Source organism: Gordonia sp. HS-NH1, from assembly GCF_001418765.1.
GTDB lineage: Bacteria > Actinomycetota > Actinomycetes > Mycobacteriales > Mycobacteriaceae > Gordonia.
On record NZ_LIYC01000007.1, the window covers coordinates 110,113 to 127,082 of the forward strand.

General features: G+C 69.9%; 13 protein-coding genes. 4 read left to right on the forward strand and 9 right to left on the reverse strand.

Annotated elements, in window-relative coordinates; all coding sequences use genetic code 11:
• Position 1: 1 nt before the first annotated feature.
• From AMD30_RS07645 to AMD30_RS07660, 4 genes are read right to left on the reverse strand one after another with little or no spacing between them, the layout of a single operon-like run.
• Positions 2-1,657, reverse strand: coding sequence for a glycosyltransferase family 39 protein (locus AMD30_RS07645; RefSeq protein WP_014925524.1), 1,656 nt, complete (start codon positions 1,655-1,657; stop codon positions 2-4).
• On the reverse strand, positions 1,654-3,258 hold the full coding sequence (locus AMD30_RS07650; RefSeq protein WP_055475265.1) for a glycosyltransferase: 1,605 nt from the start codon (positions 3,256-3,258) through the stop codon (positions 1,654-1,656). Before AMD30_RS07650 ends, AMD30_RS07645 begins: the two co-directional genes overlap by 4 nt.
• Positions 3,258-4,766, reverse strand: a complete 1,509-nt coding sequence (locus AMD30_RS07655) for a hypothetical protein (protein ID WP_084817220.1) — start codon at positions 4,764-4,766, stop codon at positions 3,258-3,260. Before AMD30_RS07655 ends, AMD30_RS07650 begins: the two co-directional genes overlap by 1 nt.
• Before the next feature lie 51 nt (positions 4,767-4,817).
• Positions 4,818-6,773 carry a hypothetical protein gene (locus AMD30_RS07660; protein ID WP_055475214.1) on the reverse strand — a complete coding sequence of 652 codons (1,956 nt, stop codon included), beginning with the start codon at positions 6,771-6,773 and terminating at the stop codon, positions 4,818-4,820.
• A 218-nt stretch (positions 6,774-6,991) separates the two neighbouring features.
• Between AMD30_RS07660 and AMD30_RS07665 the strand changes: the two genes are divergently transcribed.
• Complete coding sequence (locus tag AMD30_RS07665) at positions 6,992-7,795, forward strand: alpha/beta fold hydrolase (protein WP_055475215.1); 804 nt, start codon at positions 6,992-6,994, stop codon at positions 7,793-7,795.
• 4 nt (positions 7,796-7,799) lie between these two features.
• Here AMD30_RS07665 and AMD30_RS07670 read toward each other — a convergent pair whose 3' ends face one another.
• Positions 7,800-9,383, reverse strand: coding sequence for a carboxylesterase/lipase family protein (locus AMD30_RS07670; RefSeq protein ID WP_055475216.1), 1,584 nt, complete (start codon positions 9,381-9,383; stop codon positions 7,800-7,802).
• 99 nt (positions 9,384-9,482) lie between these two features.
• Here AMD30_RS07670 and AMD30_RS07675 point away from each other — a divergent pair, with 99 nt between their 5' ends.
• Entirely contained in the window at positions 9,483-10,241 is a 759-nt protein-coding gene (locus AMD30_RS07675) for a LamB/YcsF family protein (protein WP_055475217.1), read from the forward strand.
• A 20-nt stretch (positions 10,242-10,261) separates the two neighbouring features.
• Here AMD30_RS07675 and rlmB read toward each other — a convergent pair whose 3' ends face one another.
• The 3 genes from rlmB to AMD30_RS07690 form a co-directional block, all read right to left on the reverse strand.
• Positions 10,262-11,212, reverse strand: coding sequence for a 23S rRNA (guanosine(2251)-2'-O)-methyltransferase RlmB (gene rlmB / locus AMD30_RS07680; protein WP_055475218.1), 951 nt, complete (start codon positions 11,210-11,212; stop codon positions 10,262-10,264).
• Positions 11,212-12,603 (reverse strand): cysteine--tRNA ligase, encoded by a 1,392-nt coding sequence (cysS, locus tag AMD30_RS07685; protein WP_055475219.1) that lies wholly within the window; start codon positions 12,601-12,603, stop codon positions 11,212-11,214. Before cysS ends, rlmB begins: the two co-directional genes overlap by 1 nt.
• Positions 12,604-12,666: 63 nt before the next feature.
• Positions 12,667-14,013, reverse strand: coding sequence for a condensation protein (locus AMD30_RS07690; protein WP_055475220.1), 1,347 nt, complete (start codon positions 14,011-14,013; stop codon positions 12,667-12,669).
• 239 nt (positions 14,014-14,252) lie between these two features.
• Between AMD30_RS07690 and AMD30_RS25225 the strand changes: the two genes are divergently transcribed.
• Together AMD30_RS25225 and AMD30_RS25230 are read left to right on the forward strand one after the other, a co-directional pair.
• Complete coding sequence (locus AMD30_RS25225) at positions 14,253-14,525, forward strand: hypothetical protein (protein ID WP_055475221.1); 273 nt, start codon at positions 14,253-14,255, stop codon at positions 14,523-14,525.
• Positions 14,522-15,529 carry a hypothetical protein gene (locus AMD30_RS25230; protein WP_055475222.1) on the forward strand — a complete coding sequence of 336 codons (1,008 nt, stop codon included), beginning with the start codon at positions 14,522-14,524 and terminating at the stop codon, positions 15,527-15,529. Before AMD30_RS25225 ends, AMD30_RS25230 begins: the two co-directional genes overlap by 4 nt.
• On the opposite strand, the gene AMD30_RS07705 is transcribed toward AMD30_RS25230, so the two are convergent.
• Positions 15,460-16,968, reverse strand: a complete 1,509-nt coding sequence (locus tag AMD30_RS07705; RefSeq protein ID WP_055475266.1) for a condensation domain-containing protein — start codon at positions 16,966-16,968, stop codon at positions 15,460-15,462. The two genes, AMD30_RS25230 and AMD30_RS07705, sit on opposite strands and share 70 nt — an antisense overlap.
• Positions 16,969-16,970: the final 2 nt, after the last annotated feature.

The following is a 16,970-nucleotide window of genomic DNA, read 5'->3' on the forward strand; positions in this document are numbered from 1 at the left end:
ATCACAGGATTCGGTACATCCGCCAATCCGGTAGATCGGCGCCGTCGTTACGGGCCTCGAGCGCGAGCACCCCGAGCTGGGCCCCGTTCTCGTACATGGTCGGATACCGCTGATTGATCGCGTCGGACAGACCCCGGCCGGCCGAGGGAACGGTGAGGAAGTACTGGACCCCGCCGTTGCGCGGATCGTTGAGCAATTCGGTGAAGTCACGGTCGGAGGGGATGACGAACTGGCGGGGCCGGGTGGACTGCGCCACCACCGCGAACCCGTAGACGGTGTCGCACAACACCGATCCGTCGGGCAGCCGGAGGTCGTCGAGGTACTCCGCGAGCGCGCGTTCGGTGGAGAACGAGCGCACGATGCGTTCCTCGCCGAGGTACTTGGGCGACACCGAATCCGGTTGCGGACGAACCACCGATCCGAGAGCGAACTCCTGCGGCGCGTACTTGGGTGACGTCATGCCGTAGGTCGTGACCGGGAGCGCCGCCGCGACGACGACGAGCGCCACCGTGACCGCGATCTTGTACCCCCACCGGGAAGCGTACGGACGCACCGGGGCGAGGTAGGCGTGTGCGCCCATGCGCCGCACGGGAACCTGATGCCGCAGCGGCACCGACATCAGGGCCACGATCGCGGCCAGCAAGATGACGGTCATGTAGAACCGCAGGAAGCCGAACGTCGATCCGCGTGAGTAACCGAAGATCTGGAACGCGAGTACCGCGACGATCAGCAGTACGGGCAGCAACGGCATCAGGCGGCGCCGGCGCGCGCGCACCGCGATCAGTCCGAGGATCAGGATGGGCAGGAGCGGCGCGAGGATGGTGATCTCGGTGAGCGAGAACCTCACCGCGTCTCCGGTGGTGGCCGAGCCGCTGCCGCCGGACTGGGCGATGATCGCGGCATTGCCGTATTCCGAGGTGAACTGGGCGAAGGCGTCACCGGTGATGAGCCACCCGGCCGCCGCCCAGGCGAGAAAGGCCAACGCGCTGGGCGCGAGGGTGAGCGTCACGTCGAGCAGGACACGAGGCACCCGCTTCGCGGGGTCGTGCCGGGAGTAGGTCACCCAGGCGACCACGAACGCGGCCGCGATCGCCGCGGCACCGCCGTCGTAGCGGGTGAGGTAGGACAGCGCCAGCGCGATCCCCGCGACGACGAGTTCGTGGACGTCGTCGGTGGACACCCATCGGATGAGTCGCCGGGACGCCCAGGCGAGGAAGAAGAGGTAGGGCGCCTCACTCATCCCGTTGGCCGCGTACAGGACGATCATCGGGTTGATCGCGTAGAGGACCGTGAACGTGCCCGCCACGCGCGGGCTGAGTCCCTGATCGCGTGCGATGCCGGAGATCTGCACGATCGATCCGGCCATGAAGGCCGACGACATGATCACCGCCGACACCGCGTGCGTCGTCATCTCCGGGAACCACGGACTCAACGCGACGAGGGGCAGCTGGACGACCGCTGTCAGCGGGGTGAAGACGAAGCCGATCGCCGCCAGGTGCGGGGAGCGGCTGAACAGCACGCTCTGCGCCGACTGCACCCGCGACAGCGCGTCGCCGAACAACAGATGGACCTCGGTGGCGAGGTAGATCCCGATCACGAGGTAGGGGATCCACGCGGCCAGGAAGATGATCACCCCGGCCGGGACGCGGCGCCTCACGTCCGGGCTCCCGCTGGTTCCGCGGTGTCGTCCTCGTCGCCGTCCTTCTGGCCGGCCTGATCGCTCTCGGTGCTCTGGCTGCTCGTCGACAGACCGTGAAAGGTCTTCTCCCAGTACGACGGATTGACCAGGATCTGCCACATGCCCTTGATGGCGGCGACACTCATCATCAGCCAGTACAGCGGGATCAGCAGCGCTGACAGCAGCAACTCACTGCGGTCGTCCTCGCGGATCGCGATCAGGTTCATGTAGATGGCGGCGCCGTTGCCCAGCAGCATCGAGAGCAGTGCCAGATAGTAGATGGGCCCGGGGAACAACTCCGCGACGAACGCGGGCTGCCCGCCGATCCACATGGCCAGGATGAGCCAGAAGACCATGTTGAGGCAGGCGATCACCGGTGTTCCGGCGATGAGCAGCGTGAACCGCACGAATGCGACCGGCCCGAGGATGTGCCACAACTTGACCGGGTGACGCATGTGGACGAGCCACGTCTGCATGTAGCCCTTGTACCAACGGGAGCGCTGGCGAACCCAGTTGATGGCGTCGACGTTGGCCTCTTCCATCGTGACCGAGTCAAGCACGAGGGTGCGGTATCCGTGGTCGGCGATGCGCACACCGAGGTCGGCGTCCTCGGTCACGTTGAACGGATCCCACGCCCCGATCGTGTCGAGGACGTCGCGCTTGAAGTGATTCGACGTGCCGCCCAACGGAATCGGCGCCCGGCTGACCATCATGCCCGGCAGCAGGAACCCGAACCAGATCCCGTAGTCGGCGGTGAACCACTCGGTCAGCAGGTTGTCGCGCACGTTGTGGAAGCTGAGCTTGCCCTGGACGCACACCACCGACTCGTCGTCGGAGTTGTTCAGCACATGGACGGCGCGGCGCAACTGCAGCGGATCGGGTTTGTCCTCGGCATCGAAGATCGTGACGATGTCGCCGGTGGCGAAGTGCATTCCGTAGTTGCACGCCTTCGGTTTGGTGCGGGGTTGCGCCGGCGGTGTCAGGACAACGGTGACGATGCCGTTCTCCTCGACCCCGCGCGCCGCCTCGATCGTCGGCTCATCGTCTTCTTCGAGCAGCAACAGCACCTGCAGCTTCTCGCGCGGATACTCGATGGTCTCCATCGCCGCCACGAGCTGCCCGACCACCTCGGGCTCACCGTAGGCCGGGACGAAGACGGTGTAGTAGGGCAGCTCGTCGTCGGGGATCGACCGGGCCTGCTCGTCGGACACCCGGATCGCCCCGTTGACCAGTCCGCGGCGGAAGATCACCACCCGGTCGACGAGGGTGACCACATACCCGATGGTGGCGATCGACACGAGCGTCGCGCAGGTTCCGACTGGATAGAAGACCATCGCGACGGCGACGAGGCCGAGGACCGTGAATCCGATGATCTTCTGGATCCGGCTGAACGCCACCGACGCCGACATGTCCGCGTCGGCATCGCGGAGGCGGTTCACCGCGTCGTCGAGTGCCTGCGCCCGGTACGCCGGGTCGGCGAGCAGTTCGGCGACCGGACGCCGGGGCCGGGTGCTCCGCGCGACGCCGGGTGCGTCCGCGTCCCGCATCTCGTGGTCGTCGCTTCCGTCGGCTGCGTTCATCACCGCTCCTCCACCGCCTCGGCGCCGAGCTGTGCGCCGATCAACGCGCCGGCCAGCTGGATGAGCAGGGTGCGGTCCTTGTACTGCGGGTCGCTGTCGCTCAGCACCGAGTTGCCGCGCAGCAAGATGATCATCAGCGAGTTGAGGTTCGCCAGGATGGTGATCCGGGGTTCGGGGAAGTACGCGTCGGGTTCGTGGTTGTCGACCGCCCACAGCATGACCTGCTGCGTGCGGTTCCCGTTGGTCCACCACCACGACAGCACGGTGTAGGTCAGGTATCGCTCGTCGTCGACGACACTCCACAACTTTCCCTCGACCCCGAACGGCAGCGCCAGGTCGAACGGCTCGCTCGACCGATCCCGGGAGAGGTCGTACCGGAAGATGTCCGGATACACCTCGAGCGCCAGGGACCGCCGGCTGTCGACGCTGTCCACGACGACCCGGCGCGGTCGCGCGAACTTGTCGAACGCCCGCGTTCCGCGGCTCTGCACGAGAACCTGCCGGTTGAGCGTCGCACCGGGTCCGTACAGGCGGCTGACCCAGCCGTAGACGCCGACCGATTCCTGTCGCCACCCGACCGGCACCACCAGCGCCGGACCGATGTCGAGCTGGGGGAACCGCGCGCTCTGCCACGTGCTGCCGACGGGCGGGGTGGGGATCATCGCGAGGATGACCGCGGCCAGGAGTACCACCAGGCCCGGCCGTCCCACGAATGCCACCTTCGGCGCCGCGAAGTGTCCGGCGTCCGGTGGCGCCCAGTGCATTCCGCCGCGCCTCCGGTAGTCGAACAGCATGTACGACGACGTGGCGAGCGCGGCGATGAGCGCCGGGTACGGGACGAGGACGTTGCGGGGTGCGTCGAGCAGATAGAAGATCACCAGCGCACCGGTCCCGATGCCCCCGGCGAGCAACGCCGCGAGCGCCTTGCGCCGCCACGTCCGGCCCACCGCGATCGCGGTCGCAGCCACCGCCATCAGCACCAGCGTGAAACCCGCGGCCAGGGATGTGCCTCCGAGCGGCAGCACGACTCCGCGCACCGGCAACGGGAAGATCAGGGCGAACAGCAGCCACGCCCACCGGTATCGCGCGACGGGACGCAGCCCGAACAACAGGATCGATGCCCCGAGCACGAACAGCCACAGCGCGAGCAGGTCCATGTGGGTCGTGAGATACGCACGGGCGTAGCGCGGGTTGACCAGGTACTTCATCGCCAGCGACAGGATGAGCACGACGATCCCGACGATGACGTCGGTCTGCCGGTCGTAGATCGGCAGTTCGTCGAAGCGGCGCCACGAGACACCGACGACCGCGACGAGGCTCAGGACGACGAGTACCGGCACGTACAGGATCAGCGTCTGCGCCATGAGCTCGTCGGCGACGGCCCGGATGGTGTTCCAGAAGCCGAGTGCGGTGCAGGCGAGCAGGAACAGCCATCGCAGGGCGATGGCCCGGTCGGGGTGCTCGACGAACATCCGGACCGGCTGCGCCGGTTTCCGGCGCGTCGCCACCCCGACGACTCTCGAGTCGACGACCCTGGAGACGGTCGATGGCACCGGAGATCAGTCCCCGTCGGTGTGCCGGCGCCGGCGCCGGAGCACCAGTGTCGCCGCGACGGCGGCGATGAGGACGGCGACGGTCGTGACCGCCACCGCGGGCCACAGCGAACCGTCCGACGACTCCGTCTCCGGCCGGCCCTCGTCGGCCAGCACCTCCACCGGTTCCTCCCCGGCCACTTGCAGCAGGGCGTCACCGTTGAGCGACGGCCACCGGTCGGGATCGGCCTCCAGCCAGGTGAGCACGGCGTCGAGGTCCGCGGAATCGTCGGTCGAGCTGGCCACGAGCACGGTCCGGCCGGCATCGCGCGCCACCTGCAGCGAGCCGAATTGCAGTGTCGGGGTGACGACCACCTCCGAGCGCCGGCCGTCGTCGTCGCGGACCGAGATCGTGCCGCCGTCCGCGGTGACAGGCAGGTCCACGTCCGGGACGCCGCGACCGTCGGCGGCGATGATCACGGCCGGACCGTCGGTGGCCATCGCGTCGTCGACGGGCATCACCTCCACCCCGAGGCGCACCGCGGACAGGCGCTGCAGACCCGACATGAGCGACACCGCACGCCGGACGTCGGCGACGTCGCCCGCCGTCCATGCGACCGCGGTGCTCGGCATCAGCGACTGCGGCAGTGACACGAAGCCGGCCGGGGCGGGCGGGTCGGCGGGCTCGGAGCGGACCTCACCGGACGAGTCGAGGCTCAACGAGCTGCGCACCCCCTCCCCGCACTGTTCGCGGACGTCGCCGTGGTTGTAGGTGACCGTCAGCTCGGTGTATCGCGTCAACAGGTCCTGCGGGATGTCCACCCAGTGGTCGTAGCTGCCGGACCCGTCGGCCGGCCAGGACGCGATGACCCGCGGTCCGATCGCCACCGCGATCTGCCCGCCCATCGGCGTATAGGCACCCTTCACCTGGACCCGGACGTTCTTCGACGGCCGCCCCAGGCGCGTCTGGTCGACGCCGAAGGAGATCGACGGCCAGCCGGTGGCGGTCACCTGTTGATCGCCGACACCCAGGTCGGCCAGCGTGTTGACGACCGGGGCGAGCTGGGGCGCGTCGAACGGCGCGCCGGCCACGGCCGCGGAACTGATCGCGATCGACGACAGGTTCGAGGTCAGGAAGCCGACCTGCGACGGCAGCTGGTCGGCGCCACCGCCGATCCGCAGCACGGGCCACCCCGCGGCGCCGGGAGCGAGACTCAGTCCCTGGAGCAGATCGGAGTTGATGACCACCTGCCGTTCGAGCGGCTCGACGGCCTCGGTGGGGGCCGCGGCGCGCCGGGACAGCGAATCGGTCTCGATCTCGACGGCGGCCGAGCCGTAGTTCGCCACGACGGCGGTCGCCAGCGAGACGGCCGCGGCTCCCTCGGCGGGCCGCACGTCGTCCGGGACGTAGATGGTGAGCTTGCGCAGAACCGGAGGGAGGAACTCGGCGACGCTGTTCGGGGCCGCTTCCCGTCCGCCGTAGGACGCGGTCGCGTTCTCGATCCGGAACCCCGAATCCGGATCGAAGAGGCAGGTGCCCGCGGTACGCAGGTAGGTCCGCAGGACGAGGTCGGCGGCGTTGCGATCAACCCGGACACCGCGCAGGGGCAGGACGATGGGCGAGTTGACCGACGGGCTGATGGGCGTGCGCGAGATCAGCCTGCCCTCCTGCAGGACGTCGACGTTGCCACCGGTGACGAACGCCGGATACTGTGCGACGCCGCGGAGTTCGGTCGGCGTGAGATTCGGCGGTACCGCCAGGGCCAGACTGACCTCGCCCTGTTGCCCGGGGAACGAGATGGTCGTCGACGAGCCGAGGTCGCGCAGACTCAGTGGCGGCGGCGGGTCACCGGGGGCCGCGCCGGCGACGGGGACCGTGCCCATCGAACCGGTCGCCGCGAGCAGGAGACCGGCGAGCAGCACGGACGATGTGCGGAGTAGTCGAGAGCGCGATCGACCGCGAGATCCCCAGGACACGTGCATTTCTCACCCTTCGAGTGCTCCCCGTTCCCGACCTGTGCACCGCCCCGCAGAAGAACTTATCGGATGTGAACGATTGGGACACCTTTTCGGGTCCCTGTCGTGTCGCCTGCCTCCGCCGGCATTGCGGGCGTTTCGATTCGCACACGTTCGCCCGAACAGGGGCCGAACTCTGCGACCATGGCGGGGGTCGAGAAGTCCGGCGAACTCGAGGGAGCGCGATGCGACAGGTTCACGCCGGTGAACACGTCGACGGCGGCGTCTACGTCGACATCGCCGACGCGACGATCTGGCACTTCACCGCCGGGGAGGCGCACGGCCCGCCGGTGGTGCTGCTCCACGGGCTGTTCGCCTCGGCGTCCGCGTGGGGAACGCAGATCCCCGCATTTCTCGACGCCGGCCTGCAACTGTTCGTACCCGAACGGTCCGGTCACGGACACAGCCCCGATCTCCCGGGCGACTTCAGCCTCGAACGCATCGTCGCACGCACGATCGTCTATCTCGAGACCGTCGTATGCCGACCGGCCCATCTGGTGGGCTGGGCCGACGGCGCCCCGGTCGCGCTGCTCGTCGCCCGCGAACGTCCGGACCTCGTCCGCCGGCTGGTGTTCGTCGGCGGATACCTCAACAGTGCCGGCCGAACCGCCGACGAGTTCATCGACCAGGTGACGCGGCGCGACCCGGCCACGGTGGACTACCTGCGCATCTACTACGACACCACCTCACCCGACGGACCCGAGCACTTCGACACCGTCTACGACAAGGCGGTCCGGATGCTGACCACCGAACCGGACTGCGAGGTCGCCGCGTTCGCACGAGTCGAGGCGCCGACGCTCGTGGTGGTCGCCGACCGGGGGCTCGTCCGCCTCGAACACGCGCTGGAACTCGCGCGGACCTTGCCGCGCGGACGGCTGGCCGTCATCCCGGGCACCCACATCCTGCCGGTGGAGTCGCCCGAGCTGTTCAATCCGCTCGTCCTGTCGTTCCTCGCCGCCGACCCGCCGTCGGTGTGGGAGTTCGGCTGAGTCCTCAGGCCGGCGAGTGCACCCGGTACCACGCCTGACGACGCAGGGCGTCCGGATCGGCCTCGACGTGGTCGGGGTCGTCGAGGACGAGGACCTTGCGGTCGGCGGTGGTGTAGGCGGGCCAGCCGAAACCGGGGTCGCCGGTGCGGGCGAACCCGCCCCAGCGGGTCTGGACGTTCTTGGTGACCCGGCCGGTGGCGGGCCAGTCGGCGAGGGCGAGACCGGCACCCATCGGGGCCCGGTAGGCACCGAACACGCTGAACAGCTCGGTGGCGTGCGTGGCCCCGAAGCCCGTGGCCTCGAGCACCTTCGTCTGGTAGTCGTAGCGGTACACGTAGGTCGGGGCGACGGCGCTGTGCCCGTCGGCGAAGGCGCTCATCGGTGCCCAGAAGATCGAGTCGCCGGCCAGCCGGATGCGATCCCGGTCCCCGTCCTCGTAGTGCGAGGCGATCTCGCGCCGGACCTCTTCGTCCTCGACGCGCATCAGGGCGCGTTTTATTGGGAAGGTAGCGTTCATAGCCATCCTCGAATCGGCGTCGGCCAGGACGTTCCAGAGTTTGGCGAACAGCTTGCCCTCGTCGCGGTTGCTGCCGATCACGAGCGGCACCGGCTGCGTGAGCCCACCCGCGGCGGCGGCGAGCGGTGACCGCGGCAGCAGATCGCCGTCGACGACGGGCGCGAACGGGCTCGCACCACCGGCGGTCTTGGTGGCGAATCGCATCAGCCGGTTCCCCGCCGCCAGCAGCAACGCCGGGTTGGGCGAGGTGAGCAGACGCTGGGCGTGGACCGTGTCGACGGGCGGCTCGTCCCGTTCGAAGGAGGTCGCCCGACGCTGCGGGTCGCGCAACAGCCGGACGAACTCGTCCGCGTAGATCTTCGCCGCGTCCTGCTCGACGATCAGTTCCGGGGCGGGACTCTGCGCGATGGCCTGGTGATAGAGACCGGTCGTCGACGGGGCGGACAGCAGCGAGAGCACCGACGACCCGCCGGCGCTCTCGCCGAAGATCGTGACGTTCTCCGCGTCCCCGCCGAACGCCTCGATGTTGTCCTGGACCCACTGCAGGGCCGCGATCTGGTCACGCAGGCCGACGTTGGAGTCGAACGGACGGTCCTCGGTGGCGAACTGACCGAGGTCGAGGAAGCCGAACGGACCGAACCGGTACTGGATGGTGACGACGACGACGTCCTGGGCACGCGCGAGGAAGGCGCCGTCGTAGAGCGGGGTGGCGGCCGTGCCGAGGATGAACGCACCGCCGTGGATGAACACCATCACCGGTCGCGGAGTCGACGACGCGACGTCGGGCGAGTAGACGTTCAGCGTGAGGCAGTCCTCGGCCATCGGCGCGAACTTGCCCGGGGCGATGGCCGTGAACCGCTTCTCCTGGATGGCCGCTTTGGCCACCTTGGTGCAGTCGCGGACGCCGGGCCAGTCGTGGGCGGGCTCCGGTGCACGGAACCGGCGATGGGCCACCGGCGGTGCCGCGAACGGGATGCCTCGCCAGCTGATGGTCCCCTTGCGCAGCCGCTTCCCCCGGGCGCCCTCGACCACGCCGTTACGGGTGGTCACCTTACTGTCGAGAAATGCCATACCCACCACCGTAGACGAAAACGACGACTTCGTCTACCCGCCGCCGCGCACACACCGATCGGGCGGTCCCCGCTGGTCGGCCACCACTACGATGCGCTCATGGGTTCCGGCGCGGCACGCATCGACCTCAACGCCGACCTCGGTGAGGGCATCGGTGACGACGCGGCGATGCTGGGGATCGTCACCAGCGCCAACGTGGCGTGCGGCTTTCACGCCGGCACCCCCGCGCAGTTGCTCGCCACCTGCCGGGCCGCGGTCGACGCCGGGGTCCGGATCGGCGCCCAGGTGTCCTACCCCGATCGCAGCGGCTTCGGGCGCCGGTTCATGGAGATGACGACTCCGGACCTCGTCGCCGACCTGGTGTACCAGATCGGCGCGCTCGACGCCCTCGCCCGATCGGTCGGCGGGGCCGTCACCTACGTCAAACCGCATGGCGCGCTGTACAACACCATCGTCCATCACGAGCAGCAGGCCGAGGCCGTGGTCACCGCGGTCCGCGATGTCGACGCCGGATTGGCGGTCATGGGGCTACCGGGATCGGAGGTGCTGTCACGCGCCCGACGGGCGGGACTCGACACCATCTCCGAGGCGTTCGCCGACCGCGCCTACACCCCGGAGGGCACCCTCGTGCCGCGCGGAACCGACGGCGCGGTGTTGTCGGACAGCGCCGAGATCGCGCGACGGGTGGTCGAACTCGTCACGACGGGCCGGATCGGCGCGATCGACGGAACCCTGATCGACGTCGACGCCGGATCGGTCTGCCTCCATGGCGACACCCCGGGCGCGGTCGGACACGCGCAGGCCGTGCGCGACGCACTCACCGCCGCCGGAATCGTCATCGGCGCGCCACCGGCCTGACCGGCCGGGAGGGATGCTGCCTAGCCGCGTCGCTGGCGGGCGAACTCGGCGAGGACCACACCCGCGGCGACCGAGGCGTTGAGGCTCTCGACGTCGCCGGCCATCGGAATGGACAGGATCGAGTCGCAGCTCTCGCGGACGAGGCGGGAGAGCCCCTTGCCCTCCGAACCGACCACGATCACGGTGGGGCCGCTGCCGTCGTAGTCGTCGAGGGTGACGTCACCGTCTGCATCTAGACCGACCAGTTGCGCCCCGGCGTCGGCCCAATCCTTCAATGTGCGAGTCAGATTGGTCGCGCGGGCGACCGGCAGGCGCGCCGCGGCACCGGCGCTGGTCCGCCAGGCGACGGCCGTCACGCTCGCGCTGCGTCGTGCGGGGATGACCACGCCGTGCCCGCCGAAGGCCGCGACCGAGCGGATCACCGCGCCCAGGTTGCGCGGATCGGTGATGTTGTCGAGGGCGACGAGCAGCGGCGGGGTGCCGCTGGCCTTGGCCTCCGCCATCAGGTCGTCCGGGTGGGTGTACTCGAACTCCGGCACCTGCAGCGCGATGCCCTGGTGCATTCCGTTGGTGGACAGGCGATCGAGTTCGGGTTTGCCGACCTCGAGGATGGAGATCGCCGAGTCGCCGGCGATCTTCACCGCCTCGGCGACCCGCTCGTCGGGCTCGGAGTTGGTGGCGATGTACAGCGCGGTGGCCGGCACGCCGGCGCGCAGGCATTCCACAACCGGATTGCGGCCGAGGACATACTCGGGACCTTCGTCCCGGGCCCGCGCCCCGCTGCGACCGGCCGCCGACTTCGACGCCGCCTTGGCTCGCTTGTGAGCCGGATGATACGGCCGGTCAACTGCTTTCGGTGTCGCGCCACGGGCCTCGAGGCCGCGGCGACGCTGACCACCCGAGCCGACGGTCTGCCCCTTCTTGGTGCCGTCCTTGCGAATCGCGCCTCTGCGCTTGGAGTTCCCTGCCATCACGCCTCACCCTTCAATGCCCATTGCGCACCGTCGGGGGTGTCGGTGACCTCGATACCGGCCTGCGCCAGCCGATCCCGCACCGCGTCCGCGGTCGCCCAGTCCTTGGCGACGCGCGCGTCGGCGCGTCGCTGCAATTCCGCCTGCACCAGCACGTCGAGTGCGGAGGTGGCGGCCGACTCGTCGGCGGCACCCGCCCACCGGTCGTCCAGCGGGTCGACGCCCAGAATCCCCATCATCGCGCGGACCGTGGACGCAGCGGCCAGCGCGGCGGCTCCGTCACCGGACTCCAACGCGGTATTGCCCTGCCGAACCACGTTGTGCACGACCGCGAGTGCGGCCGGGACGCCGAGGTCGTCGTCGAGCGCGGCGGCGAACTCGGGGTCGACATCCCCGACGACCACCTCGCCCACGCGCGCGCCGACCCGGGCCACGAACGACTCGACGCGCCGATAGCCGGCGGCGGCCTCAGTGAGCGCGCCAGACGAGTACTCCAGCATCGACCGGTAGTGCGCGCTGCCGAGGTAGTAGCGGAGCTCGACCGCCCGGACCCGTTGCAGCATCGCGGGGATCGACACCACGTTGCCCAGCGACTTGCTCATCTTCTCGCCACCCATGGTGACCCAGCCGTTGTGTAACCAGTAGCGCGCGAACGCATCTCCCGCACCGTGTGCCTGCGCGATCTCGTTCTCGTGGTGCGGGAAGATGAGATCCATCCCGCCGCAGTGGATGTCGAACTCAGCGCCGAGCAGCGAGGTGGCCATCGCCGAGCACTCGAGGTGCCAGCCGGGACGGCCGGGGCCCCAGGGCGTCGGCCAGGACGGCTCGTCGGGCTTGGCCGCCTTCCACAGGGTGAAGTCGCGGGGATCGCGTTTGCCGGTCCCCGCGCTCTCACCCTGGTGCACGTCGTCGAGCCGGTGTCCGGACAGCGACCCGTACTCCGGCAGGCTCAGGACGTCGAAGTACACGTTGCCGTCGGCGACGTAGGCGTGCCCGCGGCTGATCAGTCGCTCCATGTATTCGACCATCTGGGTGACGAACCCCGTGGCCCGCGGCTCGGCCGACGGCGGCAGGACCCCCAGCGCACGGTAGGCGTCGTCGAACGCACGCTCGTGGGTGGCTGCCCATTCCCACCACGGCCGTCCCGCGTCCGCGGCCTTTCGCAGGATCTTGTCGTCGATGTCGGTGACGTTGCGCACGAACAGCACGTCGAGACCCTGGTGGGTCAGCCAGCGCCGCAGGATGTCGAAGGCGATGCCGCTGCGGACGTGCCCGATGTGCGGTACTCCCTGGACGGTCGCGCCGCACAGGTACACCGACGCCTGGCCTGGGTGCAGCGGCACGAAGTCGCGCACCTCTCGGGAGTCGGTGTCATACAGGCGCAGGGTCACGACCGGCAATCCTACCGGACCCTGACCTGGCCACCGACGGCCCGAGCCGCAGGTGCGCGCACCTCACGCACGCTCACCGGGGACGCCGACCGGGCCGGCCGGCTCCGCGGCGACGGCGGCGGCGGTCGCCCTCATCTCCGCGATGGTCGCGGACAGGACCGCGACCGCCCGCTCGGTGGCGGGATGTCGCACGCGGACGTGGATCCCGTCCGCATCGCGCCAGAACCACCATTGCGCGGTGTCGGTCGGTTTGGCACTGGAGACCTGTTCGGCCCGTACCCCCCGATGCGGACTCGGCAGTCGCGTGTAGTCGACGTAGGACATCATGAAGACGTCCGACCGGCGCTGACGGAGCCGGCTGCCGAAGGCGAGGTAGACCGGGGTCAGCCCGATCTCGGCCAGCGGCAGGGCGGCGGCGAGCCGGGCCGTGTTGATCTCTGCCGCCCCGAACAGATCGTCGCCGCCGGTGATCCGCAGGGGCGCGTTGCCCACCGACCAGCCCACACAGCCGGGGCCCGCGCCGGTGCCGGTGGGCACCACGGTGGCGAGCTCGTCGGGCCCGCCGAGCGACTTGACGGCCATCGCCGCGCAGGTGAGCACCGCGGGGTACGTCCGCCCGCCGTGTCGGTGGACCGCCGAACTGAACGCCCGCGCCGTATCGCCCGGCAGCAGGGTCTCGACGATCGTGCGCATCTCCACGGATTCGCCCGCCGGGACACCGAGGTCGACGGGGAACTCCGGGACCTGCCAGTCGGTCGCGGCCAGGAATCGTCCCCACTCGCCCAGTCGGGGGTCGTCGGGGGGCACCGCCGCCTCGTCGCCCGCGACCCGACGCAGCGCGTCCAGCCCGGACTCCGCGGGAGCGAGGGCCGCGCCGGCGAGCAGATCGCAGATCTCGGAGGACAGCAGCGCCATCGAGCGCGCGTCGACGTAGCAGTGGTCGAACCCGCAGACGAGGGTCGTGCTCGACGCTCTGCGGACGGCGGCCAGGAAGTGCGGCACCGGCTCGAACGGGTTGCACGTGGCGGTGATCCGTCCGGCCAGTTCGGCCGCGAACTCCGCGGGCCCGAGCCCGGCGTCGGGTTCGTGCGAGTCCTCCTTGACGTCGACGCCGCCGTGCAGCACTCGCTGGTATCCGGTGTCGGTCGCCACGTAGTGGCTGCGCAGGACGTCGTGCCGCGCGATGACGGTGGACACCACCTCGCCAAGGCGCGCGAGCTCGAGCCGCTCGGGGAAGTCGAGCGTGAGCGCGATCCAGCCGGGTTGCCCCTGCGCGATCGAGTCCAGGTGGAATCGCTCGTTCTCCGACACCGGCGCGCTCGACGACGCCGCGCAGCCGCCGGGTAGCGGAAGCCATCGGATCAGTTCCCCCGGCTCGACCTCCCAGGTCTCCGAACTCGAGAGCTTCACCGCTCGGGCTCCCGCTCGCATAGTCGTCGAGGATGCCGCCGACACGTGCGAGGTGGTCGGCGACCGATGTGCGTGCCACGTCGTTGTCGGGGAGATGACACCGGACGACGAGGCCCGCGGGGGTCCGCGTGAACCACAGGTTGGCGTTGCGCGTGGGGCCGACGCCACTCGAGGTCTGCATCGTCGTCAGGGCCGGGTCGTCGCCGATCGGTAGTCGCGCCAGATCGGTGTAGGACACCATGTACGGGCTGCCGTCCAGGCCCCGGAAGACGCCTTCGGCGGCCAGCAACGCCAGGACCCCGTGTGCGGGCGCCGAACTCGCGCGGCGCGCGGCGCGCACGCTACGTCCGGCCGCGCGCACCACGTCGTCGAAGGGCGTCGGCTCGGCGGGGAGCTCCACTGCGATCGGGGCGAAGTTGCACAGCCAGCCCTGGGTCCACGCGGTCCCGGCGTCGCGGGTGGCGAGCACCGTGGAGACGAAGAACCGCGACTCCCCGGTGATCTCGCGGTGACGCACCGCCAGGGTGGCGTACAGGAGACCGGCGAATCCCTCGCCGGTCCGGTCCAGTCGGGCGTCGCAGCGCGCGAGCGCATCCGGATCGAGCAACCACTGCTCCACCGCGACCGCCGGGGCCGGGGCGTCGTCGGTGAGGCCCAGGTCGAGCGGGCACCGCGGTGCGCGACCGTCGTTGGCCAGCAACACCTCTCGCCACATCGCCACCCGCTCGTCGTCGGGCGGGAGCGCGGCCGCCGCGGACCGTTCGGCGAGCACGGCTTCGCCGAACGCGCCCGGCGCCGGCGGTGTGGGTGTCCTCCCCGCGCAGTGTGCACGGTAGAGCGCGGTGATCTCGGTCAGTGCGAGCACCGACGAATATCCGTCGCCGTGCGCGTGATCCGTGGCCACGAAGAAGGTGAAACCGCCGTCGTCGACGGTCGCCGCCCACCAGGACCCCGGAACCAGTTCCGCGCGAGCCTTTTCCGACGCCTGACGCCCGACCCAGGTGCCGAGATCGGCCCCGGCCACGATGACGGATTCGGTGTCGGCGACCTCGATCACGTACTCCTCGGGCGGCGCCACCCACCGCTGGGGACCGTCCGGTCCGGGGCGGTAGTGCGCGCGCAGTTCTTCGTGCCGACGCACGAAGTCGGTGAGCGCCGCGGCCATCGCACCCTCGTCGAGGACGGTGTCGAAACGCATGGCGGCGAGCAGGAATCCCGTGTGCACCTCGCCGCGACGCCGCTTGTCGCCCATCGTCGCCAGGTGGTCGGACTGCAGGAACGAGACCCCGCTCCCCCACTGCTGCGCGGCACGGCCCACTCGATCGGCTTCGCGCAGTTCCCATTCGACGGTCCGACCGCCGATCAGGTGGTCGCGCAGCGGGACCACCACCGAGCCCGGCGCACCGAACCGGGGCGTGGCGAAGACGGTCCGCACGGCGCCGGTCATCAGCTGCCGAGTGCGGCCGTCGACCCTCCGGTGTGCGCTCCGGCCGGCACGGATTCGACCGCACGGTAGGTGTACTCGCAGTCACCGTCGGCGACGATCGTCGTCAGGATCTCGCGGAACGTGGAGAGGAAGACCTCGACGGCGGCGGCGTTCTCGTCGGCGGGGAATCGCGCGGACACGTTGAGCCCGGTCGGAATCCGGTTGATCCAGAAGTAGACCTCGTCGGCGTCGCGCGTCGCGCTGCGCAGCACGCGCGCCTGGCGAGGTGTCCAGTCGGCCGCACCCTCAGCATGACGGAGGTCGATGTAGGACACCACGAAGCCGGGCGGCGTCACGTCGCCGCCGATGAGTTCGGCCACCGGCGCGAACGGGGCCGCACCCACGCTCTTGTACTGCGCGGAGGTCGCCGCCACGGCCGTCAGCGCGTCGGTGAACTTCGCCGGCTGGCCGGGCCGGATCGCGACGGGGATGATGCCGACGAACCAGCCGACGGCTTCGCCCCACTCGATGGCGTTACGGGTGTGCACCGGGCCGATGAATCGCAGATCCGCACTGCCCGACAGCGCGGCCGAGGTCATGGACAGCGCGGTGTAGATCCCCGCCGTCATCGACGATCCGGCACCCTTGCACACCGCGTCGAAGCGCTTGGTGTCCGCGGCGTCGAGCAGCCAGTGCGACAAGGTCGCCTGGAACCCGTTGTCCGGCAAGCGTTCCGACACGATGGTGCGCGGCGACCCGGCCGGCACCTCGAACCGCGGGAAACGCGGGACGGGTTCGGGCTGCACGGCGGTCGGGGTGTCGTCGAAGAAGTCCCGCCACTGACTGACCGCGACGTTGTTCGCGTCGATCTGCTCACCGAGTCGACGCTCGGCGTCGCTGAAGTCGAGGTAGCTGCCGAACTGGTGCAGCGCGTGGGGTTCACCGGTCACCTCGGCGGCGTAGAGCGCGGTGAGCTCGCGGATGGCGAACACCTGGGTGTAGGCGTCCATCACGGTGTGGTCGGCCGCGAACACGAGCAGGAACCCGGTGTCGTCACCGGTCGGCTCCACGGTCACGGCGATGCAGTGCGGCCAGCTCAGCGGCGTGACCGTGCGATTGAAGTAGTCGGTGACCAGGCCGGAGACCTCGTCGGCGGCCAGGTCCGACCCGAAGTCGCGCTCGCGGACGGTGATCGAATCGGCCGAGATGGTGATCCGGGTCAGGTCGCCCTGCGGATGCTCCGGTTCGTGGACGCGTACCGAGGTCCGGAATGCCTCGTGCCGGCGATACCACGCGATGATGGTGCGGGAGAGGGCTTCCCGGTCGAGCGGATGCTCGATCCGGAAGGCGGTGCCGATCCACTGGCTGTACCACTCCGAGCCCTCGCGGACCGCCCGGCGGGCGTGTTCGAGGTGCATGTAGGACAGCTGTCGGGAGTCCGTCTGCCACTCGGTGGCGTCGACCTGCGGCTCCCAGGCGGTGACGGTGCCGCCGGGCATCGAATAGTCGGTCAGCTCGGTGTATTCCACAA

Excerpts from the sequence above, each read along its gene's own strand:
- AMD30_RS07650 (WP_055475265.1), bottom strand. The coding sequence starts at position 3,258 with ATGAACGCAGCCGACGGAAGCGACGACCACGAGATGCGGGACGCGGAC.
- AMD30_RS07660 (WP_055475214.1), bottom strand. The coding sequence starts at position 6,773 with ATGCACGTGTCCTGGGGATCTCGCGGTCGATCGCGCTCTCGACTACTC.
- AMD30_RS07665 (WP_055475215.1), top strand. The coding sequence starts at position 6,992 with ATGCGACAGGTTCACGCCGGTGAACACGTCGACGGCGGCGTCTACGTC.
- AMD30_RS07670 (WP_055475216.1), bottom strand. The coding sequence starts at position 9,383 with ATGGCATTTCTCGACAGTAAGGTGACCACCCGTAACGGCGTGGTCGAG.
- AMD30_RS07675 (WP_055475217.1), top strand. The coding sequence starts at position 9,483 with ATGGGTTCCGGCGCGGCACGCATCGACCTCAACGCCGACCTCGGTGAG.
- rlmB (WP_055475218.1), bottom strand. The coding sequence starts at position 11,212 with ATGGCAGGGAACTCCAAGCGCAGAGGCGCGATTCGCAAGGACGGCACC.
- AMD30_RS25225 (WP_055475221.1), top strand. The coding sequence starts at position 14,253 with ATGTACGGGCTGCCGTCCAGGCCCCGGAAGACGCCTTCGGCGGCCAGC.